This is a genomic window from Irregularibacter muris, from assembly GCF_024622505.1.
In the GTDB taxonomy this organism is placed as follows: domain Bacteria; phylum Bacillota; class Clostridia; order Eubacteriales; family Garciellaceae; genus Irregularibacter; species Irregularibacter muris.
Genome location: NZ_JANKAS010000004.1, coordinates 145,024 through 169,214 on the forward strand (window position 1 = coordinate 145,024; position 24,191 = coordinate 169,214).

Here is a 24,191-nt window from a genome sequence, read left to right on the forward strand (position 1 = left end):
TTCTTGTCTCTATAGTAGCTATTGATTTTATCTTTTTATTAGGCTATGTTAAAGTTTATTGTTGATATAAGGTGAAAAATTAGAACTTCCATTTTTCTAAAAGTTCTATTTAGTAATAATGTTTTATTCCACTAAAGCACCTTTAGTTGAAAAGTCGGAAACAGCTATTTAAGTAACCTCTGAACTATTTTTGTTTTCCAAATACCAAAACCTATCAAAGCACCTGCCATATTTAGTATAAAATCATCAATATCAAAACTTCCTCTTCTTGTAACTAATTGTGTTACTTCAATAGCTAATAACATTATAATCATCAAGAGAATAAATCCACCAATCTTGTTTATCTTTTTTACATAGTAAGGTAGGTAAATTCCCATTGGTAAAAACATTATTAAGTTACCAAGGAGATTCTTTATAGGTATAGCTACATTTAAACTTCCGTCAAACATTGCCGTTATATATGTACTTATAGTTTTAAATGGAACGAAATTTGAAGAACTCCTTATATATTCTATTAACGATAAGTCTGTCCATATATGACCTCTAATTCCCACAAACATAACACCTACAAACAACAGCATTACCAGTGCTAATAAATAAAATATGAAACTAATACCAAAAATCACCTTTATTACTTTTTTCATTTCCAACAAAACCTGTCTTTCTTAGTATTTTTAATGTTAGCTCTTAAACAATCCTACCACGTTAGTTGAATAAGCAACAGTGTTTATACAGCAAATTTAGTCAACCTAAGTGTATCATAAGTTTCTGAATTCTGTACTAGATTCCCTTTAATAATCAAGTCATTCATTGTTACTTCATTTCTTTGGTGATGAATACTTTCCAAGACCTGAAACCAAGTAAGGTAATTGTTTAAATACTTGGTCGCGGCACCATTAAATCGTTGCATCTAACCTTTTATCCATTTTAAAAACAGTACCTCCTGACCCTGTATCTAACAGAACCTTATCTAAAAAAATACTTTTCCCTCTATAAACTAAGGTTTACTTTGCAAAATGGAAGCTCATATTTAAGATCTAATTTAACCATGATTTCTAACTCCAATCCAATTTCTTTCTTGAATCGTTAATTCCTTATTTTTAGTATAATAGACATACATTTCTCTACTTTTATCCTTTTTATGTTTTTCGGCATACTCTTTTAGAGCCTCTCGTCCATCTTCAAATACATTAATAACCGATAGTTCTTCAATGATTCTTTTTCCTTCTCTGGAATATGCTTCAATGGCTTCAAATAATAACCACTTATCTGGGTAAATATTTCTTGCTTCAAGCCATTTCACAATAAACAACTCCTTTTTTATTTATAATTTCATAATTTATCTTTTTATATCTTAGCCAATAGGTTTGCCTTTAAGGGTTTCTTGCCTTCTCCTTGGGGAAGATCTACTCTTTGGAATTTAGCGGGGAGGAATTTTTCATTTGAAGGTAAATAAGGTTTCAAATTCTTATGTTTCACGTTCGTAAATTATGTACCGTAATAAAATCACTTTTTCCTTCTAAAGTCAAATTTTTCATTTGGTACATTTAGTTGAATTCCATTTATTATAACTGTGTCATCATCAACCCATACAATTACTGCATTCTCTTCCCTATAACTCCAATAAATATTTTTAGGCTTTTTTCTATATTTATTAAAGTTTAATTCACCTCGTATTGCATATGAAGTAGTCGCTCCACCATTTATAAGATAGGCTTTAATTGTATATGTCTCATCAGGTGAATGTACCTGAGATATTAATTCACCTTTTTCTAATCTATTTATATCAAAAAATGCCCAGTATATTCCGTAAGCTAAAAATGTTATTATAACTACAAAAATGATAAGTAGCCTTTTTCTCAAGGCATGTCTTCCCCCTTACTTCGCGTTTTTCCACAAATATCTAGAAACCACATGCATAGTATACCTTATAAATGGTGTACATCCCTACTAGATGCTTGACCATATAATCCACGATCTTTAATTTATTATTTTTTTCCACGCTTCCAACTTTTTCTCAAAACTAATTGCATTTGCTGGACTCGTTGATGGTAAGCCTATTAGCTCTATATTATATTCCTCAGTATCTCTGGCAACTAATTTTCTATATAACTTTTCTGCTGTTTTACCATTGAAATATATCTGTTTTATCTTAGGATATTGCTCAAATAAAAGTTTAAAGTTATTTGATTGTGGATTTTTTATATTTACATCAAGGCTTCCTTTTCTATCGCAACTTTTAAGAACATCCCAAACACCAATGTGGCTCTCTAATAGAATTTTTTTCTTTTCTTCATAATCATCAGTGGCTTGTCCTTTTAATAGGGAAAAAATTATCTTCCAAAATTGATTTCGGCCATAAGCATAATACTCTTGCTTTTTAAGTGACTCTCCCCCTGGCATAGTTCCTAAAATTAATATTTCACTATTATTATCAATTATTGGTAGAAAACCTTCTATCATCTTATACACCTACTCTCTTGACCTATTTATTATGGTATATTGACTTTTTAATAATTCTATATTTATATTCCACTTAATAACATAATCTTACCATAAAATAGAAATAACTGCCGCCATAATTAATATTATGTGACAGTTATTAATAGATTTTTATAGCATTCTATTGTATTTAAAGTCCTGTCTTTATAGCGTAGATGTCATTCAGCATAATTTTATTTTCCATCATGATTTAAATCAACAGAAATATAGGGGTTTAATGGGAAACTTTTTTTCCTTTTTGCATTAATCATGGAAGAAGTATTTTTACTTCTATTCTATAGCATATTTTTCTTTACCTATAAAAGCATTCATTTTGTCAGTAGACTTAAAGATAATGCTAAAATTACTGAGATTCAAAATTTAAAAATGACGTATTTAACAGCTGATCATCCACTGCTAGACAAAGAGAGTAAAATTGTATTGGATAAAAAGGTACGGAAAGGTATAATGATCTAAGGAGTAGATGACATGAGAAAATTTTTTCAGCACCAGCGTTAGTTGATATAAGTATCACCAATAGGTGCAATTTAAAGTGCGATTATTGTTATGCAGCATTAGGACCACAGGCTGCATGTAAAAATGAATTGAATGTAGCAGACTTTGGGAGATTGTTTAGCAATTTAGACAGGTTAAATGTACATAGAATTTCCTTAGTTAGTAAGGAACAGGGGTATCTAGTATTTTTTAAATTATCCGAAATGCTTGCGTGCCATAAGATAAAAATTAAGTTTAAAATAGTTTCTCCATTTAGGGGTTCCAATAGGAGTGATAGCAAATGATTTTTAACTTAAAAAAGATGGTTAATAATAATAACATTAATACTATTAATATTATAGCATTACCTTTAATATTGAATTCTCTTACAGGACTTCTAATTGGAATGCTTGATCAAGCGATGGTTGGTAGAATTTCTATTTTCGCTTATGGAGCAGTAGGTGTAATTGTTACTACTCTTTATAGTATAAGTGGCATAGTTGGAATGATTGCTGTATCTTTTAATATTTTAGGGTCTCAAAGTATGGGATTAAATGACAATGAAGATCTATATAATAAATTTAGAATAACTTTGGTTTTAAGTTTATTATTAGGACTACTATTCTATACTTTCATTCTAATTTTTAAAATTCCTATGCTGAAAATTGTTTTTTGCTTAGAAGGTGAGATACTTGATGAAGCAGTAAAATATCTAAATATATTTGGTTTATCTGTTGGATTAAACTTAATTATTTTTGTGTTTTCTTCATTATTTAAAATACTAAAAATGACAAAATGGATTTTTTATGGGAGTTTAATTGCCAATATAAGTAATCTAATCATAGACTATATTCTTATATTTGGAAAATTTGGAATAAGCAAAATGGGGGTAACTGGTGCTGCTATAGGTTCAGTAGTTGCCTTATTTATAAATATCGTCGTGTATATTCTCGCAATAAAAAATAGAAACATATTAAAAATCGAAGTGAAAGACTGTAAGAATTATATAAAACAGTTGGTAAGAAAAACTATTCCACTAATGGGACAAGAATTTTTAGAAGGTACTCTGTTTAGTATTGGTATAGTAGCTATTGTTTCTAGAATCGGAGTTTTAGAAGTAGCTTCATATACATTATTATTTAATATTATTAATATATTGCTGATGCCAATGTATGCCTATTCCTCAGCATCATTAAATCTTGTTAGTCAGTTCTCAGTAAGTAAATCTAAAAATAAAATGAAGAAAATTCCAGAATTATGCTTAATGATGTCTGTTCTATTTTATATAATTAGTTCAGTTATAATTATCTTATTTAAAAGGACAATTCTAGGTTTCATGACAAATGATATTTCTGTCATAGATTTTTCTTCCACTTATCTCATTCTAGCAATTTCTATTCAAGCTTTTAACTTAGCACATTCGATATATAAATATAGCTTGCAAGGCATTAATGATGAAAAATGGGTATTTGTCGTAAGTTTAGTTATAAACCTTGTTAGCATGGCAAGTATTGTATGGTTAGTATTTATTTTTAAAATGAATTTTTCAGGTGTTTATATTGGATTAGGTATAAACTACTTGTTCCTATCTTTGTTGTTTTATTACAAATATAGCAAATCAATTGATAGAAAATTTATAGTAGAAACCATATAACCTTAATTTCTTTATCTATTCCACACTAAATTTAGTACAGATGGTTCCAATATCATTATTTAAAAATACTGAGAGGTACTTAATGTAATAAGTTGTAGTATGATATATGTAGAATCTTTACAGTATATGGTAAGCGTCTTTTAAATACATGTAAAACACTAGAATTCCCCATATTTTTAGGTGAACTTGTCATCACAAGGAGTAGTTGGAAAAAGACAAAAAAGTAGGGGAAGATTTTCCTTTTCCCCTACTTTTCTTATCGAGTTTTTTTGTCGGAAATGTTTTATTCCCATTCGACATTATTACCCAGGAAATATTCTTTTTTATTCTACAGTTACAGATTTTGCTAGATTTCTTGGTTTGTCTACGTCACAACCTCGAGCTACCGATATATAGTATGCCATTAATTGTAGAATAATCACTGTGGTTATTGGCGATATTTCATCTATTGCTTCGGGGATGTAGAATACTTCATCGGCAACTTTTTCAATATCTTTTTTATCCCCTTGGGCTATAGCAAGCACATGGGCTCCTCTAGCTTTTACTTCTTTAATATTGCTTAGAAGTTTTTCATATAATTCTCTTTGGGTGGCAAGGGCCACTACTAACGTGCCTTCTTCTATTAAAGCAATTGTACCATGTTTTAGCTCCCCTGCTGGGTAAGCCTCTGAATGAATATAGGATATTTCTTTTAGTTTCAAAGATCCTTCTAAGGCCGTATAGTAATCCAATCCTCTGCCTAAAAAGAAGGTGTTTTGAACATTGAAATGATGATCTGCAAATCGCTGAATGTCATGGGTGTTGTCTAATATTTCCTCCACCATTTGTGGAGTTTTTCTTAGGGCATCTTTGACTTTTTTGAAAAACTCTACTGTTATTTTGTCCAATTGTAGGGCTATGTGTAGGGCTATCATATACATACATATGAGTTGGGTGCTGTAGGCCTTAGTAGAGGCTACTGCAATTTCTGGTCCTGCCCAAGTGTATAGGAGATCATCGGCTTCTCTAGCCACACTACTTCCTACCACATTCGTTATTGCCATAATCCTTGCCCCTTTTTTCTTTGCCAAACGCAGGGCTGCTAAGGTATCTGCTGTTTCTCCGGATTGACTTATCACAATAACTAAAGAGTGCTGATCTATAATGGGATTTTTGTATCTAAACTCTGAAGCTACTTCTGTTTCCACTGGAATTCTTGCAAATCTTTCTATAACATACTTTCCGACTAAACCTGCGTGATAGGCTGTACCACAAGCCACAATGACTATTCGGTTAATGTTTTCTAGGGTTTTTTTATCTAGTTTTATTTTATCTAATATAACTTGGTCTTTTTCTTCCATAAGTCTTGATGTCATTGTATCTCTAAGTCCCTTAGGTTGTTCATGAATTTCTTTTATCATAAAGTGTCGATATCCGCCTTTTTCAGCTGCTGACACATCCCAATTTACAGTGAAGCTTTCTTTTTTTACTGAATTGCCTTTTTTGTCTAAAATTGTAACTTTATCTCTTTCCAAAATGGCTAGTTCATTATCCTCTAAAAAGTATACCTTTCTTGTATGCTTTAAAATAGCAGGAACGTCAGAGGCAATGAAGTTTTCACCTTCTCCTAATCCTACAATCAATGGGCTGTCCTTTCTTACCCCTATTAATTTATGTGGTTCTTTGGTGGATATCACGCCCAATGCATAGGAGCCATTTAATCTTGTAAGAACTTCTCTTACCGTTTCCACAATATCACCTGTATATAAGTGATCTAATAAATGAGCAATGACTTCTGTATCGGTTTCTGAGCGAAATTGATATCCCTTTTCTTCTAACTCTTCTTTCAGTTCCATATAATTTTCAATAATCCCATTGTGTACCACTACGATATCTCCAGAAGTGTTGCTATGGGGATGGGAGTTGATGTCTGAGGGCGCTCCATGGGTTGCCCAACGGGTATGCCCTATGCCTAACGTCCCTTCCACTGGGTTTTCCTGTACATGCTCTTCTAGTACAGCTAAACGACCTTTGAATTTCTTTATCTCCACTTTCCCTTGGTTGTATATAGCAATCCCTGCAGAATCATATCCTCTATATTCTAATTTTTCTAATCCATTAATTAGTACTTCTGTTGCTTTCTTATTTCCTATATATCCAACTATTCCACACATAGGATGACTCCTTTCAAAATACTATTTCAAAAATATGGTTATTTTTTTAACATATTCATAGAAAATAGTTCAAGATTTGTTTGCCTTTTATTGTTTACATTTTTGGTAATAAAAAACCAAGGTAGTACTTTAGATGAATTGACTACCCTTCCTACTATTTTATTTTGCCACTACATCCTTTTGTTCCTTTAATCACTTAAAGGGTTTGTTGGATGGTTTTGGATGGTGGTACACCCCAGGGCATCCGCCGAATTTTCGATTAACCCCGTCCTCGTCAACTTAAATTCCCTAGTCCGTTCTGAATTTAAGTTCTGGCGCTTTAATTAAATGTTGCAATCCCTTCTTATTGTTCTTCTCTATAGGCATCACCCCTTTCAAAGTTTGTAAGGGCAGGGAATCCCCTGCCTTTACGGTTATTGCAATCTTTCTTCTATTAAACTAGCCAAATCCTTTGCGATTTGATCTAATTCTTCTTGTTTTTCGCCCTCTATCATTACCCTGACTAGGGGTTCTGTACCCGATGGACGGATAAGAACTCTTCCTTTGCCATGGAAATGATCTTCTACTTTCTTAATTTCCTCTTGAATAACTGAATCATTCATGTAATCATATTTCTTGCTATTGCTTACTTTGGCATTTACCAAGACCTGTGGATATACCTTCATTACACTAGCTAATTCTCTTAGGGATTTGTTTTTATGCTTTAGCACCATGGTTAATTGTAGTGCGGTTAGTAAACCATCCCCAGTAGTATTATGATCTAAGAAGATTACATGACCAGATTGTTCTCCTCCTAGAGAATATCCATCCTTAAGCATAGCTTCTAATACATAACGGTCTCCTACACTAGTTTTGATAAATTTACAATCATTTTCTTGTAGTGCCTTATCCAATCCTAAATTACTCATTACGGTGACTACAAGGGTATTATCCTTCAATTTGTCTTTATCCTTTAAATCTAGACCACAAATAACTAGAATCTTATCCCCATCTACAATTTCTCCCTTATGATCTACAGCAATTAGGCGATCTGCATCTCCATCAAAGGCTAACCCTAGATCACATTGTTTTTCTACTACTAATTTTTGTAAGTCTTCAGGATGGGTAGAACCACATTTTCGATTGATATTGGTACCATCAGGATGATAATGAATTGCCTCTACCTGTGCTCCCAATTCTTCAAAGATTCTAGGGGCTACTCTATAGGCTGCACCATTGGCACAGTCTAAAGCAATTTTAAATCCTTTAAAATCTACATCTATGGTTTTCTTCAAAAATTCTATATATAAGTCATCTGCATTTTCTATGGTTGTCTTTTTCCCAATTTCATTTCCTATGGGCTGTAATATTTCTTCGGAGCGGTCTAATATAATTTTCTCTATTCTATCCTCTATTTCATCTGGAAGTTTATAACCTTCATAATTAAAGAATTTAATGCCATTAAATTCTACTGGATTATGGGAAGCTGAAATAACAACTCCAGCATCAGCCTTAAAATATCTTGTCAAAAATGCTACTACTGGCGTAGGAACTACTCCCACACAAAGGGCTTCTCCTCCTACAGAACAAATACCAGAAATTAGGGCAGTCTCTAACATATCACCAGAAATTCTTGTGTCACTACCCACCACTATTTTAGGAGCTTTATTTCCGTTTTTTAACACATGAGCACCTGCTTGTCCTAGTTGATAGGCTAAAGGTGCAGTTAATTCTTTATTGGCAACACCTCGAACACCATCGGTTCCAAAAAGTCTTCCCATTTTTTTACCCCTTTCCATTTACTAACTTTTTTGCCTATTTAATATTATCATATCCTTTTCTGTCAATCAATGTTTAATCATGAACAATAACTGGTATATGCTTTTTAACCTCATCTCCTGGATAGTCCACCATCTAAAGATTTATCCTAAATAGGCATAGAATAGGGGTACTTCACCAAGCACCCCTATTCTATGCCTATTTAGGATTTTATAATCTTTCAGCCTCGGATTGATTGCAAGCCAGAAGTACTCCTAAGGCTATGGAATTTAATTTTGACTCTTTGCTATCTGCCCTGGAAGTCAATACAATAGGTGCCCTAGCCCCTACAATAATCCCTGCATTTCTTGCCTTAGCAAAAAAGGATAAGGATTTATATAATATATTTCCTGCTTCTATATCAGGAATTAATAATATTTCAGCTTTTCCAGCCACAGGATGGGTTATTTTTTTGATACGTGCGGCTTCTTCTGATATGGCATTATCCAAGGCAAAGGGACCGCCTATGATACATCCCTTGATTTCTCCTCTTTTATTTCTTTCTACCAATTCAGCTGCATGCAGTGTGGCTTCCATTTTATTGTTCAGTTTTTCCACTGCACAGACCACTCCCACCCTTGGCTCTTGATTATCTAATGCATTGGCTAATCCCACACAGTTTTTTAGAATCTTTACTTTATCCTCCACAGTAGGAGCTATATTCATTGCAGCGTCAGTGACGTAGAACAATCGTTCAAATCCATCTACCTCAAAGACAGCTACATGACTTAATATGCTACTGCCTCTTAATCCTGCCTCTCTATCCAATACTGCCTTCATGATGTCAGCTGTTTGCAATAGTCCCTTCATTAAAACTTGGGCCTTCCCTGTGGCTACCCTATGTACTGCTTTTTTGGCAGCTTCTATAGTCTCAGCTTCATGAATTATTTCAAATTGTTGAATATCCATACCAATTTCTTGGGCTATGCTGCAAATTTTTTCTTGATCCCCCACAAGACATGCGTCTGCTATTCCTTTTTGTTTGGCAGCCCAAACGGCTTCCAATACATGATAATCCTCTGCCACTGCTACCGCTATAGTCTTTGGCCCTCTTTCTTGGGCGGTTTGTAATATATCATCAAAGCTTTTTATCATCTTTATCTCCCCTCTTTTGCTTTTTTATATTATTCCGCTTGTCCTTGAATATGCACCTTAACAACAGCTGGCTCTATGCTTTCTACGGTAATTCCCTCTGGTACATCTGCCTTTAGGGTTATATTATGTTGTCCCTCTTGTAGGTTTTTAGCATCCAGGTTGATGACAACATCCCCATCTTTGAGACTCTCTATTTGGGTCTTGGGACCCCTTAGGGTTAATTTAATCGGTAAGTTCATTAAATCTTCCTGTATGGTAAGTTCTTCCTTTAGATTAATGACATTTAAAGTCTCTATATCAAATTCCCTATTGATAATAGGCTCTATGGTAATCTTTACAATAATCGCTGCTTCTCCATTGATTACTTCCACGCCTTGGGGCAAAAGTAATTTCACTTTTTTCTCAAAGCTTCTACTATACCCACTTACATTAATCTTTTCTGTTGCGATGGCCTCAATATCTTTTAATTGTTGGGTGGTCGCTCCAATCAAAATTTTAGCTGGGGTGTTCTCTACGTTTGTTATCACAAATCCATTAGGTAAGTTGCCGATAATTTCAGAATTCACATCAACAGTTTTTGTAGGACCAATGGGTATTGTCACATCCACTGTACTTGGGCTAATGGTAACATTACTTACCTCTCTACCATCACTATCTAGGGCCTTTAGGGGTAGACTTTGGGTGACTTCTTGATTTTTGTTGGTAATGTCAATGAGGGCAACCACATCTCTAATATTATTGAGTAGCTTCTCTGGGCCTTCAATGGTGACTTTACTAGGATTAGCTACATAGGATAGATAAGCCATTCCATCAGCTGGTTTACCTGTTATATTTACTTTTATATTTCTTTCCTGTTGTACAATCTGATCTAAGGTGATTTTTATGGAGTCAGGATTTTTATTATTGATTTCTACATCATCCGGCAATCCTGCTACGGTTATGGGAACGTGATGAGTTCCCTTACTATCCAACTGGGATAAATCTGCCTGGATATCCAATTGACTTCTCTGGATCTTGTATAATTGATTTCTTCGTCCATATACTCTAATATCTACGGTATACTCTTGGGGATCACTAATCACGAGACCTTTTCCCTCTAAAGTTTCTACATTCATAAGTTTTACAGGTATTTTGGTTATATTATCAGAAATCTTAGGATTTTGTTCACTGACTACATAGGTCCAAAGCACTATTGCCGCTAAAAAAGATATGATCCACATGGTTTTACTGTTATTAAATATATTAATCATTTTTATTCCTCCACTTAAACAAGTTGAATTGTAGTGGCTTTGGTTCTTTTTCACTAAGCATATTTACGAGTATCTGACGCAAAGACTGAATATCTAAATATCTAGAGAGTTTTCCCTCTACCGCCATGGAAATCACTCCTGTTTCTTCCGAAACAACAACCACTACAGCATCGGAATTTTCGGTAATCCCTAATCCAGCTCTATGGCGAGTACCCACTTGCTTACTTAAGTTGGGGTTTTCTGTTAAGGGCAGAAAACAGCCTGAAGCCTTTATGCGATCCTCTCGTATAATCATGGCGCCATCATGTAAAGGTGTATTAGGAATAAAGATATTTAAGAGTAATTCTCCCGAAACAATGGCATCCATTTTGATACCTGTTTCGATTACATCTCCCAATCCGGTTTCTCTTTCCATGACAATAAGCGCGCCTGTTTTATTTTTGGATAACATTTGTACAGCTTTTATGATTTCATCAATGACTTTGTGGGGTTCAGCTTTTTGCTTTTCTATCAATCCCTTTGAAAAAAATCTACTTCGACCAATGTGTTCCAATGCTCTTCTGAGTTCCGGTTGGAAGACCACTAAAAGGGCAATAACCCCCATTGTCATAGTATTTTTTAATATCCAGTTAATGGTATATAGTCCTAACCATTCACTTAATTGAGTAGCTAATAACAAAAAAATAATACCCTTAATCAATTGTTCTGCCCTGGTCTCTTTGATAAGTCCAATGATCTTATGAAATGCAAAGGCAACAATAGCAATATCTATAAAATCTAATATTCTAATATTATAAAATAATTCACTGAGAAATTCTATTAGTTGGGTCATTACTTTTTCACACCTTTTCCCTAAATTCATTGATGATTAGTTTGTGAATTTTTTATTTATCCTCAATATAAACTTAATTGTATACAAGATTTATATCAAAACTATAAATAAAATGTAGAAAATTCATTTTTGACTATTTCAAAATATGTATTAAGTATATACATTTTAATTATACACTAGTTTCTGCCTTTCTAATACCACAATTTAGCTTTAATCAAGAGTTTAATAAAAAAAGTTATCCAATGTGTCTCGGATAACTTAAAAAGATTTTATGAATACCATTATCGTATAGGCTAAATATACCAATAGGATAAAAATAGTCAGGCTTGTCAGGTAACCCAATAACAAGCCTAAGGATATTTTTGCCCTTTTAAATGTAATGGGTATGAAAAAAATAAGAAGATATAGGATGATTAAGGTATGAAGTTGCATTAAATTTAAAAGGAAATTTTGTAATAATAATAGTATACTTCCCCATAAAAACCCCTGTTGGAAGTGAGCTTTTTTTGTAACCATTTCTCCTTCCTCCCTTTTCTTTCCCTTTATTTTTATGCAATATAGGGGATAAAAAGAATGAAAAAGAGAAAGTTTTGTGTAAATCCTACCCTTCTAATTGCTCCATAAAAGAAGGATTTACTTTTTGTATAGAGGATAGCACTATTTTATAGAGGAATACACTGACTATTGTATTTCCGATGGCCGTTGGGATGACTACACTATAAAACAAGATAATAAAGGATGCAGGCAGACCCACCAAAATAGAGGCGGTGCTCAGAAAAACACTTCCACTAATCAATGTCCCTATAAATCCAATAAGTCCTATCCTTAAAATTTGAGGAATATTCCTTCCACATTTCAAAAATCCATAAACGACCAATACGGTTACTGGTTTATCAATCATATTGGGGATCTGTCCTCCAGGGAACTTTGTTGTTAAAGCCGTAAGAACACCCGCTGCTATACCCGCAATCATAGCTGTTTTAAAATCCTTATTGATCATCATGATGATAAATACCATGGCCAACATAAAATCAAAGGTGACTCCCCCTACTCCTGCAGGTGCTATTTGATGGAGTATGAAGCCTACTGCTAATAAAATGCCACTAAAGGTTAATTTTTTTATATTACTTGTCATTGTAACTCCTCCTATTAAATTAAAATTTTTCTGTTTCCTTATGTCTTTTCCTAACCAGTGTGATGTTCATTGCATTTGGCTTCACCTCCTTTTATAGATATCTTATTTGAGTACTCAGTAAAAACCACGGGTATAGGCAGATGATTTATCGCTCCAGGGATTCATTATTCATTTTACTTGCCTTTCACTAGCGTACGGTCTGCGCAAAACGAATAATGAATCCCTTTTGCTATACCTAATATCACATACTTCCAACCATCTATCCTCTACCTATTTCACTTCGTAAATCCCTATTTTTTTCTTCATTTTCCTTAATGTTTTATGAGAAATTTTACTTGCTTGTTCGGCACCTTGTTTCATTAGCTGGTGCACATAGTCTTTGTTCTCTGAAAGTTCATTAAATTTATCCTGAATGGGTTTTAGAGAATCTATGATGGACTGCCCCACAGCTGTTTTAAAATCTCCATACCCCTTTCCTTCAAACTCTCTTTCAATGTCTACCCTATTCTTTCCTGTTAGGCTCGAATAGATATCCATAAGATTGCTTACCCCTGCTTTATTTTGAATATCATAACGTACTTGATTATCCGAATCGGTTACTGCTCTTTTTACCTTTTTCATAATGGTATCTGGGTCATCCAAGAGAGTAATATAGGCATTTACATTTTCATCGGATTTGGACATTTTTTTATTCGGTTCTTGTAAACTCATAATTCTAGCGCCTACCTTAGGAAAGTATCCCTCTGGCACTTGGAAGGTAGGGCTATAAGAATTGTTAAATCGGATAGCAATATCCCTAGAGAGTTCTATATGCTGTTTTTGATCATCTCCTACGGGTACCAAATCTGCTTGATACAGTAAGATATCTGCTGCCATTAAGCTCGGATAGGTATAAAGACCAGCATTGATATTTTCAGGATGTTTTGCCGATTTATCTTTAAATTGGGTCATTCGATTTAATTCTCCCATATAAGTATAGCAATTTAAAAGCCATGCCATCTCACTATGGGTCGATACTTGAGATTGTACGAATACTAACGCTTTTTCCGGATCTATGCCACAGGCTAAAAGCTGCACAAAGGAATCAAAGGTCCTCTGACGTAACTCCTTTGGCTCTTGCCTTACTGTAAGGGCATGAAGATCTACTACACAAAAAATACAATCATATTCCTCTTGTAGAATGGTCCAATTCTTTAAAGCTCCTAAATAATTACCTAAGGTAAAGTAGCCTGATGGTTGTATTCCACTAAAAATCCTTTTTTTGTTTTCTTGCATTTTTATCACCTTTCTTCTCTCTTTGCATTTTAAATAAATAAAAAAACCCCTCATCCCTAGAATCCTAGGGACGAAAGGTTATATTCCGCGTTGCCACCCAAATTAAGTATAAAATATACTTCACTTTAAAAGATACGGAGAAATTTTCTCGATATCCTGTTCTTATAACGTAGAACTTACGGCTCAGGCTACTTAAGTCTTCACCCTGCTTTTTGTGAATCCATTCAGCATCTTCTAAAGCATCGAACTTCCACTATCTTCGACTCGCTGTATCTTTGACCAGATCCTTACTACTTTCACGCATTAAATTTAATTTATTCTATTTTTATTTATTATATGATTTATTCTATTTTTTGTCAATTGTTTTTTTGCTTTTTTATTTTCAATGAAACAGACTGAGACGTTCTTAACTTTCCCAGAAAAAGAGCTTTTCCTCCTCATATCTTATGGATATGCTTTAATGATTATTCATTGGAATTCTCTTTAAGTGCCTTCATCATTGGGTGAAATCCCATTAGCAAATACACCAAGAAATAAAACAGTAATGTAAATCCATAAATATATCCCAGATATGGACTGGCGGGATAGTCTGATTTTGCTACTTCAATAATGGCGGATATGGAGGGATATTTAAACTCAGCTTTGAGTAAGATCATTTGTACTGCTAAGGCCACGAATAATCCTATTCCACCGGCAATAATCCCTTCTAAAATATACTCCATCCTATACATTTTTTTGATATGAAACTTTGGCATTCCCAGGGAATGGAGTACTTTTATCCTGTGTCCTTCATCCTCCATTCTCCACACTGAACCCTGATACATTACACCTACAAATAACAGGATCATAATGATGTCCATGACAATAGCCTGCAGCATCTTCGCTAGCATCATATTTATGCCAAGTTCGGGACGGGAATTATCGATAGAATACCTGCTATGTTCTGATCCTAGCAAAGACTCTGCCAAAATTTCCACCTGCCGGTCTGTTTCCACATAATCTACATTGGCAAAGGATTTCAATGTAATCATATTATATAGCTGAGAAACATCTTTGGAAGTGAGATCATTTAACAATCCTTCGCCCACTGCCACTGCTCCGCTGCCTAAAATTACTTGATTTGGAACCAATTCCGTAACCCCTTCTACAACACCACCCACTTCGATATTCTTTGTCCCTGCCCTACTTTCCAGGGTAATAAAGTCCCCTGCCTGGATCCTGTTTTCTTCTTGCCTATAGTCATAGATTTTTCCTGCCTTTTCATATTGAAAGTCATTGATAACAGGTTGGACTGCATATTGGATGTCCGTGAAACTGCTCTCTTCTAAATAAAATGGCGATAGCACCAGTACACATTGTTCCCCTGCCATAAATTTTTCATAGTCCAATTTTCCTTCTGAGATCTGCTCTTGACACCATTGGAAAATGTCTTGGTTTTCTTTACTGGTCCATGCTATACTAGTTACTTCAAAATAGTCTGCACCCTTGGCCTTTGTCCCTTCTCGATTGTACTTACGAAGGGTATTAATATACTGGCTTTCTTTCCATCCCTCCCAGTGTATCAAAATCGGGTCTTCATCACTTCGAAATACCTTCTCTTTCTCTACAGCAATGATCCCCGGAATTTTCTCAAACTGACCGATGGCTTGCTCATCCAATCCCTCTTCCATATCCCAAATATCTATTTGATATTCATAACTATTATGACTTCTCATTCTTGAATAGTGCTGATATGCATTGATGAAATGCACAGCACTGGTGCATAATACCACGATGGTAATAATGGATATCCCAATGCGTAACAGGCTCTGCTTCTTGTAAAACACGCGGTTTCTTTTATAAAGCTGATAAAGGGTAAGTTTTTTTATTTTTTTGATTACTGGCAGCTTGGCTTTTTGGGTATGGCTATTATCCTGCCGCAAGGAGGTTGTCAGCTTTTGAAATGTAATACTCAGCAGGATGATAAGATTCCCTGCAAAAAACACCAGAGTGATAAATAATAGAGTGATGAAGATAAAGGACCAGTTAATAAATAGTCTAAGTTTAAAAATCATTAGGTTTTTGGTCAAATAAATGATTGCTGCCGAAAGCACCAAACCTAGGGGGACGCCGATGATGGTGGCTCTCCCCCAATAGTAAAGGGCTTCCCACAAGGTCAACCTAAAGAGTTGAAAATGCTCGGCCCCTATGCCCTTCATAATCCTTATTTTGTATTTTTTGCTTTTTAGTGTTCCGGATAGGATATAAATAATAACGATTAAAGCGATAAGACACACCATACTAATGGTGGTGCCTTTTTCGAAGAAACGATCAGCAGTACTTTGGGCTATAGAATAAGACTGGCTATTGAAAACATAGGTGCTCTCCTGATTTTCACTCAGCAGCTCTGCTAAGTTTTTTATCTCATGGGTCTCTGCATCCTTTGCCGTAAAAAAATAATGTTGCTGTACCATCAATGGGAAATCAAAGGAAGCCTCTTCAGCGACAAAAACTGAGGGCAAAGCATAGCCTTCTTTCATCCATTCCCTATGCCATCTATCTATTACACCAGATAGCCTAAAAACTTTATGTTTTATAGCATTCTGACCCTCTTGCTCTACCTTTAGAGGTAGTCGAATCTCATCTCCGATCTTGGCATCCGGATGCATTTTATCCAATACATATTTTTCAACCACTATCTCGTCTTCTTGTTTTGGAAAACTCCCTTCCATTAATCGGAGGCGTCCTAAGGAAATGGCATCCTTATCAATGTGTCCTATGGATGCGAGATAATCCTCTCCCAATACCTGGATATTTGTAAAAACATGGATGCTTCCTATCTTATCGATATCCGAATGATGATATAGCTCTTTTTCTATATTTTCATTCCCGTTATAGATGGCTCCGGACCATGCTCCATGTCTTTCATAGGAATATTCCTGTTTGGATTTCACAATGCTTTCCTGAACTACTACCACCATCATACTGAAGACATAGACCATAATCATCCCGATGACAATGGCTTTGCTTTGCCGGGGCGTTCCCTTTATACTTAATTTCGCAATTTTTTTCATAGCATCCATCTTTCTCCCCCTCAGTTCTAAGATAGTACACCATCTTTTATATGAACTACTCGGTCGGCCCGCTGTGCGATATCCATATCATGGGTCACTAATACAATGCTTTGATGAAATCTCAGGCTTGAATTGATTAATAGCTCAATCACCTCATCACTATTTTCCTGATCTAAATTCCCTGTAGGTTCATCCGCAAAGATAATCCTAGGTTTATTCATCAATGCTCTTGCTATGGCCACTCGTTGCTGCTCCCCTCCTGATAACTGGGAGGGAAATTTATAATATTTGTCTTGAAGCCCAAGGCAGGTCATGACTTCATCCACATGGTTTTGATCGGGTTCCCCATAATCCAGATAAACTGGTAGCAAAACATTTTCCAGTACGCATAGCTCGGGAAGCAAATGGTAGGCTTGAAAAACAAATCCGAATTCCTTTCTTTTCATTCGGGAAAGTTCTTTATCCGGCAAATTCCCCATATCCTTCCCCTGAAAAACTACTCTTCCCTCAGTAGGCTTGTCCATTCCACTTAATAAATGAAGTAAAGTGGATTTTCCTGAGCCACTTTTTCCTACAATAGAGTAGAAAGTGTTTTCATAGATGTCTAGATCCACACCCTTTAATGCATGAACCTTTGTCTCCCCTATTGAATAAACTTTTTTCACCTTTTTGGCCGTTAACAACGCATCCATAGTTTCCCTCCCAGTTTTCATTATTTCTCTCCGTTCTCAATGATGGAAATTGCCTTATGTCAGATTGTCTAAATTATAACAACAGATACAAAAATTGTAAACCTTTTCCTATTTATAAGTTATAGAGATAGTCAGCTTCTCGTTCATTTTTTTTAATTTATTGATTATCAAAATAAATCCTATGGTTTTCATCCTTTTTATTCTATCTATTTTTGGATATAATGATAGAGGTAGGTGAAATTTTTAAAGTAAAAAGTTTTATAAAATGATAGGGGTGATAAATAGATGCAATTACCAAATAATGCAATTGGCGTCATTGATTCAGGGGTAGGCGGATTAACAGTGGTTAAGGAGCTTCAAAGGCAACTCCCTAAGGAAAGTATCCTCTATTTTGGTGATAGTAAGAATATGCCCTATGGCAATAAAACACCTGAGGAAATTATTGCATTAACAAAAAAGATGCTTTCTTTCTTGGATAATCATCAAGTAAAGGCTATTTTGTTGGCCTGCAATACCATTTCATCCCAGATTAATGAGCTAATTCCTCTAACAGATACACCTATTTTTGATATTATCTATCCAGGCTGCGTGGCAGCTGTAGAAAACATACCTAAAAGGGGAGTTGGCCTCATTGCTACAGAAGCAACCGTAAGCAGCAATACATATGGAGAAACTCTTCAGTCTATTCAAGCTGGTATTCCTTTCATTGCCAATGGTAGCCCAGATTTAGCAAGGGTTATTGAAGAAAATAATGAAAATCAGGAGGGTATTAAAAGAATACTGGAGGACACCATTAGTCCTCTATTGGCTCAAAAGCCTGTGGATAATCTTATCTTGGGCTGTACCCATTATCCCTTCGTCATGGAGGAAATTCAGAAATTATATCCCCATTTACAACTAATCGATCCTGCAATAAAATTAGTGGATATTCTCAAGGGCTATCTGGAGGAAAGTGATTTGTTTTCTTCAGATTCTAAGTCTACTTTGACTATCTATACCTCAGGACAAATGGATAATTATCTTCCCTTTATAGATCGATTAAATATTAAAAACTATGATCTCTTCATGCAATCTCTTGATTAAAAAAACACAAAAAGAATCCTAGGATTCTTTTTGTGTTTTTTATCTAGATACACTCTCCACATAGGTGTAAAATTTCATAATCCCCGTATAAATTGCCCAAGCCACTTTATCCTGATATTTATCCTTATTTAATAGTTTTTCTTCCTTGGGGTTAGATAGGAATCCTCCCTCTACTAAAATAGAGGGCATTCCATTTTCCTTTAAAATGTAATAACTGTCGCTATCCTTTATCTGACGATGATTATCTGGATCAAGGGTTACCCTTAATGCTTCTTGTACAAATTCCGCTAAAATTTTACTTTCTTCATCTCCCTTTAGATAGAAGGTTTGTGATCCATAATATTTTGAGGAAGGAAAGCTATTGAGATGAATACTCACCATTAAGTCTCCCTGACTTTCTTGAATGATTTTTCTTCTATTTCGAAGATCTTCATTCTTCTTTTGTCTGAGGGAGCCAGCCTCAGGAGAGTATAACCCCTTATCTTCACTTCTGGTCAGTATAGCTATTCCTCCGCTTTCCTCAATAAAATTTCGAAGTTTTTGAGCTATTTTGAGATTTAAGTGTTTTTCATCTTCTCCATGATTGCCTACTTTACCAGGGTCCTCCCCTCCGTGTCCTGGATCAATGATAACCACTTTATTAAAGTTGGGGTAGCCAAAAGTAGTCACTACCTTATAATATATTTTTTGCTGATAAAAAACTACCGTACAGATAACCATCAAAACAACAAATAAAACAATTGCTTTCCGTTTTCTCACTACTCTATCCCCTCCACTATGCACTATATTATTAAGCTATTATAAAGACAATCTTTCTTATGCATAGTTTTGAATAAAATAATTCGTTGTAGTAACCAAAATAAAAAAAAGACACATCTATAATAGAAAGTGTCTTTTTGCAATATATTATCTCTTGGAGAATTGTGGGGATCTTCTGGCTCCCTTTAATCCGTATTTCTTTCTTTCTTTCATTCTAGGATCTCTAGTTAAGTATCCTGCTCTCTTTAATGGAGTTCTTAACTCTTCGTCGGCTTTGATTAAAGCTCTTGCAATACCATGACGAATTGCACCTGCTTGACCAGTGTATCCGCCACCATTTACATTTACAAAAACATCAAACTTGCCTTCTGTTTCTGTTAAAGTTAAAGGTTGTTTCGCAATAACTTTTAAAGTTTCTAATCCAAAAAAATTATCTATCTCTCTACCATTAATAATGAATTTGCCTTCTCCAGGTAATAATCTTACCCTAGCAATAGATTTTTTTCTTCTACCGGTTCCTTGATATTGTAAAATTGCCAATGTCCTTCCTCCTTTCACAGCTTGTGGAATTAAGCGTTAATGTCTAACACTTCTGGTTTTTGTGCTTCATGGGGATGTTCTGTGCCTCTATATACTCTTAATTTTGTCATCATTTGTCGTCCCAAACGATTGTGAGGAATCATTCCTCTTACCGCTTCATAAACCACTTTTTCTGGTTTTTCAGCTAACATTTTTCTATAGGGAACTTCCTTTAATCCACCTGGATATAATGAGTGAGTTCTAAAAAGTTTTTGATCCAATTTTTTTCCAGTCAATACTACCTTTCCTGCATTAAGAACAATCACATGATCGCCTGTATCTAAATGAGGTGTGTATATTGGCTTATGCTTTCCTCTTAAAATTCTTGCGATTTCAGTAGCTAATCTACCTAGGGTTTTTCCCTCAGCGTCTACTACATACCATTTTCTCTCTATTTCATTGGGATTTACCATGGTTGTTTTCAATCTATTTCCCTCCTTATTACCAAATATGTTCAATAATTTACTTTTTTTTATTTGATCAATGAATATTTCCTCTGATCCGGGGCTAGTGGATCAAATTCAATACCACTGTATATTGTAATACAATCCTCCAGGCGTGTCAATGCTTTTATGGATTTTCATAATATACCTTTTCAAGATATAATCCATGGGCTGGAGCTGTTATCCCTGCCCTATCTCTTTCTCTTGACTGAATAATGGCAGGAATATCCTTATGGGATATTTTACCCATACCCACTTCTATTAATGTACCCATAATAATTCTAACCATATTGTATAAAAAACCATTCCCTTTTATCTCTAAAATGAGCTTTTCTTCCCTTTGCCAAAGCTTAGAAGCATATATTGTTCTCTCTGATGTCTTTACTGAACTGCCTGTCGATCGAAAAGCAGCAAAATCATGGGTGCCTATGAAATGTTGGTTTGCCTTTATCATATGCTCAATGTTTAATGCCTTTTGTACATGCCATGCCCTATTGAAATCCAATGCAGAACCAAAGGCATTGTTAATCACATGATAAGTGTATTTTTTTCCAGTGGAATGATATCTACTATGAAAATCCATAGGTCTTTCCAGCGCCTGATAAACCCGTATATCCCTAGGCAATTTGCTATTTATAGCATAGGGGATTTTATCTACAGGGATCTTGCTATGGGTAAGGAAATTTGCACTTTGTCCATTGGCATGGACACCGCTATCTGTTCTACTGGCTCCTATAATCTCTAGCTGTTGTCCTGTAACTTCTTTTAGGGCCTCTTCTACTTTTTGTTGCACTGTTATGGCATTTTTCTGCCTCTGCCATCCATGATAGGAGCTTCCCTGATATCCTAGGATGATTTGTATATTACGCAATTTTATATCATCTCCAAAACATAGGGATGAATGATAATAAGGGAAACCACAATGGCCATTAGGGCAAAAGCAAGATAATCTCTAGCTGCCATACTTAGTTCTTTTAATCTCGTTCTGTTTTCTCCCCCACGATAGCATCTTGCCTCCATAGCAATGGCAAGTTCATCGGCTCTTCTGAAGGCCGAGATAAACAGAGGAACCAATAAGGGAACTAGACTTTTAGCTCTTTGAAGGATATTTCCACTTTCAAAATCTGCCCCTCTTGCCATCTGGGCTTTCATAATTTTATCTGTTTCCTCCATAAGAGTAGGAATGAATCTCAAGGCTATGGTCATCATCATGGCCAATTCATGGGCATATTTTTTTACAAAGGGGATATATTTTACAATAAATTCAATGCCATCCGTCAAGGCTATAGGAGATGTCGTTAAGGTAAGTAATGAAGTACCTAACACTAAGAATATGAGTCTCAGGGCCATAAAACCTGCTAACCTTAACCCCTCCTCTGTTACTTTAATAGGACCCAATCGAAATATTTCTATTCCTGGGGTAAGAATCATATTGATAACAACGGTGATCCCTATAATGATCGCTAAGGGCTTTAAACCCTTTAATACGTATCTTACGGGTACTCCCGAAAGAAATATAGATAATCCCACAAAGGCTATAACATACAGATATCCACTAAATTGTTTGATCAGGAACAAAGAAACAATATATATAAATGTAAGTATAATTTTTGTTCTTGGGTCCAAACGATGGACGACGGAATCCTTTGGAAAGTATTGACCTATAGTAATATCCTTAAGCATTTGTCCTTCTCCTCAACATATTTAATATTTCTTCCTTTGCTTTTTCTACAGTATAGATATCTTCTCTAACCTGTGGATCTTTTTCCCTGAGTGCCCGCATTAAATAAGTCACTTGGGGAGCTGCTAGTCCAATTTCCTCCAATAATTCAACTTCTCTAAATACTTCCTTGGGTCCACCAGATAGTACAATTTTCCCCTTATGCATAACGAGGATTCTTTCAGCAAGTCTGCTGATATCCTCCATACTATGGGAAACCAAAATAACTGTGTTCTTGTATTTTTTATGAAGCATTTTTATCTGGTGGAGGATTTCATCCCTCCCCCGAGGATCCAATCCAGCTGTTGGCTCATCTAATATGAGTACATCAGGCTTCATGGCCAATACCCCTGCAATGGCCACCCTTCGTCTTTGTCCTCCACTTAATTCAAAGGGAGAATTGTCCTTTAGGTTTTCAAAGTCGAGTCCTACCAATTCCATGGCCTCTTTTACTCTTTCTTCCACTTGTCTAGGGTCTAATCCTAGATTTATAGGGCCAAAAGCAATATCTTTATAAATGGTTTCTTCAAATAATTGATGTTCTGGGTATTGAAAAACCAAACCAACTTTTTGTCTAATTTCCTTTAGTTTTACTTCCTTTTTGGTTATGTTCAATCCATTAATGATGATACTTCCAGAGGTTGGCTTTAATAGTCCATTTAGATGTTGAATAAAGGTAGACTTGCCCGATCCTGTATGGCCTATAAGTCCAATAAATTCTCCATCATTTATTTGAGTGGTTATTTCTTTTAACGCATGAAATTCAAAGGGGGTACCCTCCATATATATATGAGATAAATCTTCTATTTTCAAGGCCATAATTTCATCACCATCTCATCTACTGTTAAAATATCCTTATCTATTGAAACACCTTCCTTGTTAAGTTGAAAGGCCAATTCCGTTACCTGAGGAACATCTAAACCCAATTCTTTTAATGTGTCTACCTTGGAAAAGATTTCCCTTGGGGTTCCTTCTAATACGATTTGCCCTTCCTCCATAACAATAACACGATCTGCATCCACAGCTTCATCCATATAATGGGTAATGTGCACTACGGTGATTTCTTCCTCTTTATTTAGCTTTTTAATGGTCTCTATTACTTCCTTACGACCAGATGGATCCAGCATTGCAGTGGGCTCGTCTAGGACTATACATTGAGGTTTCATAGCGATTATCCCAGCTATGGCAATTCTCTGCTTTTGTCCTCCCGATAAAAGATGGGGACCATGTTGTGAGTATTCTTGCATATCCACCAACTTTAGAGCATGGTCAATACGCCCACGGATTTCCTTGCTGGGGATTCCTAGATTTTCTGGCCCGAAAGCTACATCTTCCTCTACAATAGTCGCAACGATTTGATTATCAGGATTTTGAAAGACCATGCCTGCACCTTGCCGTATTTTCCATAAGTTTTCATCATTCTTAGTGTCTAGGCCCATTACTTTTACATTCCCCTGAGTAGGCAAAAAAATTGCATTGATATGCTTAGCTAAAGTGGATTTGCCTGAACCATTGTGACCAATGATGACTACAAATTCTCCTTTGTAGATATCTAGGTTTATTCCTCTTAGGGCTTGGGTAACTACATTCTCATTATTTTTATACTCATAAACTAAATCTTGAATCTCTATCATTTTTTTCATTTCTTAACCTCTCATCTTCCTAATCAAAACCGATTTAAGAAACTTTAGCCTC

24 protein-coding genes, 1 pseudogene and 1 other annotated feature are annotated in these 24,191 nt (G+C 35.2%); of the genes and pseudogenes, 3 read left to right on the forward strand and 22 right to left on the reverse strand.

Annotation, left to right across the window (positions count from 1 at the left end):
* Window positions 1-164 precede the first annotated feature (164 nt).
* The 5 genes and pseudogenes from NSA47_RS06380 to NSA47_RS06400 form a co-directional block, all read right to left on the reverse strand.
* Entirely contained in the window at window positions 165-644 is a 480-nt protein-coding gene (locus NSA47_RS06380) for a VanZ family protein (RefSeq protein WP_257530131.1), read from the reverse strand.
* An 83-nt stretch (window positions 645-727) separates the two neighbouring features.
* Window positions 728-910 (reverse strand): annotated as a pseudogene (locus NSA47_RS06385) (IS1595 family transposase); the annotation flags it as partial.
* A gap of 132 nt (window positions 911-1,042) precedes the next feature.
* Window positions 1,043-1,303, reverse strand: coding sequence for a hypothetical protein (locus NSA47_RS06390; RefSeq protein ID WP_257530132.1), 261 nt, complete (start codon window positions 1,301-1,303; stop codon window positions 1,043-1,045).
* Between the two features lie 203 nt (window positions 1,304-1,506).
* Window positions 1,507-1,863, reverse strand: a complete 357-nt coding sequence (locus tag NSA47_RS06395) for a DUF5412 domain-containing protein (protein ID WP_257530134.1) — start codon at window positions 1,861-1,863, stop codon at window positions 1,507-1,509.
* Between the two features lie 117 nt (window positions 1,864-1,980).
* Entirely contained in the window at window positions 1,981-2,463 is a 483-nt protein-coding gene (locus NSA47_RS06400; RefSeq protein ID WP_257530136.1) for a DNA-deoxyinosine glycosylase, read from the reverse strand.
* A 288-nt stretch (window positions 2,464-2,751) separates the two neighbouring features.
* On the opposite strand from NSA47_RS06400, the gene NSA47_RS06405 reads away from it, so the two are divergent.
* Window positions 2,752-2,958: a hypothetical protein gene (locus NSA47_RS06405; protein WP_257530138.1), complete on the forward strand. Its 207-nt coding sequence runs from the start codon at window positions 2,752-2,754 to the stop codon at window positions 2,956-2,958.
* 319 nt (window positions 2,959-3,277) lie between these two features.
* On the forward strand, window positions 3,278-4,630 hold the full coding sequence (locus NSA47_RS06410) for an MATE family efflux transporter (protein WP_257530140.1): 1,353 nt from the start codon (window positions 3,278-3,280) through the stop codon (window positions 4,628-4,630).
* 323 nt (window positions 4,631-4,953) lie between these two features.
* Here the strand turns inward: NSA47_RS06410 and glmS are convergent, their stop codons facing one another.
* The 10 genes from glmS to NSA47_RS06460 all read right to left on the reverse strand — a co-directional run bounded on the left by glmS (window position 4,954) and on the right by NSA47_RS06460 (window position 17,912).
* Window positions 4,954-6,783, reverse strand: a complete 1,830-nt coding sequence (gene glmS, locus NSA47_RS06415; RefSeq protein ID WP_257530142.1) for a glutamine--fructose-6-phosphate transaminase (isomerizing) — start codon at window positions 6,781-6,783, stop codon at window positions 4,954-4,956.
* 413 nt (window positions 6,784-7,196) lie between these two features.
* A complete protein-coding gene (gene glmM, locus NSA47_RS06420) occupies window positions 7,197-8,543 on the reverse strand; it encodes a phosphoglucosamine mutase (protein WP_257530144.1) in 1,347 nt (448 codons plus the stop codon).
* A 208-nt stretch (window positions 8,544-8,751) separates the two neighbouring features.
* On the reverse strand, window positions 8,752-9,675 hold the full coding sequence (locus NSA47_RS06425; protein ID WP_257530146.1) for a phosphate butyryltransferase: 924 nt from the start codon (window positions 9,673-9,675) through the stop codon (window positions 8,752-8,754).
* 29 nt (window positions 9,676-9,704) lie between these two features.
* Window positions 9,705-10,925 carry a CdaR family protein gene (locus tag NSA47_RS06430; protein ID WP_257530148.1) on the reverse strand — a complete coding sequence of 407 codons (1,221 nt, stop codon included), beginning with the start codon at window positions 10,923-10,925 and terminating at the stop codon, window positions 9,705-9,707.
* Entirely contained in the window at window positions 10,918-11,787 is an 870-nt protein-coding gene (gene cdaA, locus NSA47_RS06435; RefSeq protein ID WP_257530150.1) for a diadenylate cyclase CdaA, read from the reverse strand. Before cdaA ends, NSA47_RS06430 begins: the two co-directional genes overlap by 8 nt.
* 228 nt (window positions 11,788-12,015) lie before the next feature.
* Entirely contained in the window at window positions 12,016-12,273 is a 258-nt protein-coding gene (locus NSA47_RS06440; RefSeq protein WP_257530152.1) for a hypothetical protein, read from the reverse strand.
* Between the two features lie 85 nt (window positions 12,274-12,358).
* Complete coding sequence (locus tag NSA47_RS06445) at window positions 12,359-12,892, reverse strand: tryptophan transporter (protein WP_257530153.1); 534 nt, start codon at window positions 12,890-12,892, stop codon at window positions 12,359-12,361.
* 270 nt (window positions 12,893-13,162) lie between these two features.
* The gene (gene trpS / locus NSA47_RS06450) at window positions 13,163-14,173 is read right to left on the reverse strand and encodes a tryptophan--tRNA ligase (protein ID WP_373370312.1); all 1,011 of its coding nucleotides are present in this window, start codon (window positions 14,171-14,173) and stop codon (window positions 13,163-13,165) included.
* 57 nt (window positions 14,174-14,230) lie between these two features.
* Window positions 14,231-14,480 (reverse strand) — a binding site (T-box leader).
* Window positions 14,481-14,631: 151 nt separating this feature from the next.
* Window positions 14,632-17,229: an ABC transporter permease gene (locus NSA47_RS06455; RefSeq protein WP_257530157.1), complete on the reverse strand. Its 2,598-nt coding sequence runs from the start codon at window positions 17,227-17,229 to the stop codon at window positions 14,632-14,634.
* Window positions 17,230-17,246: 17 nt separating this feature from the next.
* A complete protein-coding gene (locus NSA47_RS06460) occupies window positions 17,247-17,912 on the reverse strand; it encodes an ABC transporter ATP-binding protein (RefSeq protein ID WP_257530159.1) in 666 nt (221 codons plus the stop codon).
* Between the two features lie 285 nt (window positions 17,913-18,197).
* On the opposite strand from NSA47_RS06460, the gene murI reads away from it, so the two are divergent.
* Window positions 18,198-18,995, forward strand: coding sequence for a glutamate racemase (murI, locus tag NSA47_RS06465; protein ID WP_257530161.1), 798 nt, complete (start codon window positions 18,198-18,200; stop codon window positions 18,993-18,995).
* Between the two features lie 39 nt (window positions 18,996-19,034).
* On the opposite strand, the gene cwlD is transcribed toward murI, so the two are convergent.
* From cwlD to NSA47_RS06500, 7 genes are all read right to left on the reverse strand, one after another.
* Window positions 19,035-19,754, reverse strand: coding sequence for an N-acetylmuramoyl-L-alanine amidase CwlD (cwlD, locus tag NSA47_RS06470; RefSeq protein ID WP_257530163.1), 720 nt, complete (start codon window positions 19,752-19,754; stop codon window positions 19,035-19,037).
* A 147-nt stretch (window positions 19,755-19,901) separates the two neighbouring features.
* Window positions 19,902-20,294 (reverse strand): 30S ribosomal protein S9, encoded by a 393-nt coding sequence (rpsI, locus tag NSA47_RS06475; RefSeq protein ID WP_257530165.1) that lies wholly within the window; start codon window positions 20,292-20,294, stop codon window positions 19,902-19,904.
* Between the two features lie 29 nt (window positions 20,295-20,323).
* The gene (rplM, locus tag NSA47_RS06480) at window positions 20,324-20,758 is read right to left on the reverse strand and encodes a 50S ribosomal protein L13 (RefSeq protein ID WP_257530167.1); all 435 of its coding nucleotides are present in this window, start codon (window positions 20,756-20,758) and stop codon (window positions 20,324-20,326) included.
* Between the two features lie 145 nt (window positions 20,759-20,903).
* Window positions 20,904-21,647 carry a tRNA pseudouridine(38-40) synthase TruA gene (gene truA, locus NSA47_RS06485; RefSeq protein ID WP_257530169.1) on the reverse strand — a complete coding sequence of 248 codons (744 nt, stop codon included), beginning with the start codon at window positions 21,645-21,647 and terminating at the stop codon, window positions 20,904-20,906.
* Between the two features lie 2 nt (window positions 21,648-21,649).
* The gene (locus tag NSA47_RS06490) at window positions 21,650-22,459 is read right to left on the reverse strand and encodes an energy-coupling factor transporter transmembrane component T family protein (protein ID WP_257530171.1); all 810 of its coding nucleotides are present in this window, start codon (window positions 22,457-22,459) and stop codon (window positions 21,650-21,652) included.
* Window positions 22,452-23,315 (reverse strand): energy-coupling factor transporter ATPase, encoded by an 864-nt coding sequence (locus NSA47_RS06495; RefSeq protein ID WP_257530173.1) that lies wholly within the window; start codon window positions 23,313-23,315, stop codon window positions 22,452-22,454. The genes NSA47_RS06490 and NSA47_RS06495 overlap by 8 nt, the downstream gene beginning before the upstream one ends.
* Window positions 23,306-24,139, reverse strand: coding sequence for an energy-coupling factor transporter ATPase (locus tag NSA47_RS06500; RefSeq protein WP_257530175.1), 834 nt, complete (start codon window positions 24,137-24,139; stop codon window positions 23,306-23,308). The genes NSA47_RS06495 and NSA47_RS06500 overlap by 10 nt, the downstream gene beginning before the upstream one ends.
* Window positions 24,140-24,191 lie beyond the last annotated feature (52 nt).

What these genes read in the sequence shown, in the direction of transcription:
- NSA47_RS06410 (WP_257530140.1), top strand. Translation starts at nt 3,278, where the DNA reads ATGATTTTTAACTTAAAAAAGATGGTTAATAATAATAACATTAATACT.
- NSA47_RS06490 (WP_257530171.1), bottom strand. Translation starts at nt 22,459, where the DNA reads ATGCTTAAGGATATTACTATAGGTCAATACTTTCCAAAGGATTCCGTC.
- NSA47_RS06440 (WP_257530152.1), bottom strand. Translation starts at nt 12,273, where the DNA reads ATGGTTACAAAAAAAGCTCACTTCCAACAGGGGTTTTTATGGGGAAGT.
- NSA47_RS06425 (WP_257530146.1), bottom strand. Translation starts at nt 9,675, where the DNA reads ATGATAAAAAGCTTTGATGATATATTACAAACCGCCCAAGAAAGAGGG.
- NSA47_RS06500 (WP_257530175.1), bottom strand. Translation starts at nt 24,139, where the DNA reads ATGAAAAAAATGATAGAGATTCAAGATTTAGTTTATGAGTATAAAAAT.
- NSA47_RS06430 (WP_257530148.1), bottom strand. Translation starts at nt 10,925, where the DNA reads ATGATTAATATATTTAATAACAGTAAAACCATGTGGATCATATCTTTT.
- NSA47_RS06445 (WP_257530153.1), bottom strand. Translation starts at nt 12,892, where the DNA reads ATGACAAGTAATATAAAAAAATTAACCTTTAGTGGCATTTTATTAGCA.
- NSA47_RS06455 (WP_257530157.1), bottom strand. Translation starts at nt 17,229, where the DNA reads ATGGATGCTATGAAAAAAATTGCGAAATTAAGTATAAAGGGAACGCCC.
- glmM (WP_257530144.1), bottom strand. Translation starts at nt 8,543, where the DNA reads ATGGGAAGACTTTTTGGAACCGATGGTGTTCGAGGTGTTGCCAATAAA.
- NSA47_RS06405 (WP_257530138.1), top strand. Translation starts at nt 2,752, where the DNA reads ATGGAAGAAGTATTTTTACTTCTATTCTATAGCATATTTTTCTTTACC.
- NSA47_RS06380 (WP_257530131.1), bottom strand. Translation starts at nt 644, where the DNA reads ATGAAAAAAGTAATAAAGGTGATTTTTGGTATTAGTTTCATATTTTAT.
- NSA47_RS06400 (WP_257530136.1), bottom strand. Translation starts at nt 2,463, where the DNA reads ATGATAGAAGGTTTTCTACCAATAATTGATAATAATAGTGAAATATTA.
- NSA47_RS06495 (WP_257530173.1), bottom strand. Translation starts at nt 23,315, where the DNA reads ATGGCCTTGAAAATAGAAGATTTATCTCATATATATATGGAGGGTACC.
- glmS (WP_257530142.1), bottom strand. Translation starts at nt 6,783, where the DNA reads ATGTGTGGAATAGTTGGATATATAGGAAATAAGAAAGCAACAGAAGTA.
- murI (WP_257530161.1), top strand. Translation starts at nt 18,198, where the DNA reads ATGCAATTACCAAATAATGCAATTGGCGTCATTGATTCAGGGGTAGGC.
- NSA47_RS06460 (WP_257530159.1), bottom strand. Translation starts at nt 17,912, where the DNA reads ATGGATGCGTTGTTAACGGCCAAAAAGGTGAAAAAAGTTTATTCAATA.
- cdaA (WP_257530150.1), bottom strand. Translation starts at nt 11,787, where the DNA reads ATGAATTTAGGGAAAAGGTGTGAAAAAGTAATGACCCAACTAATAGAA.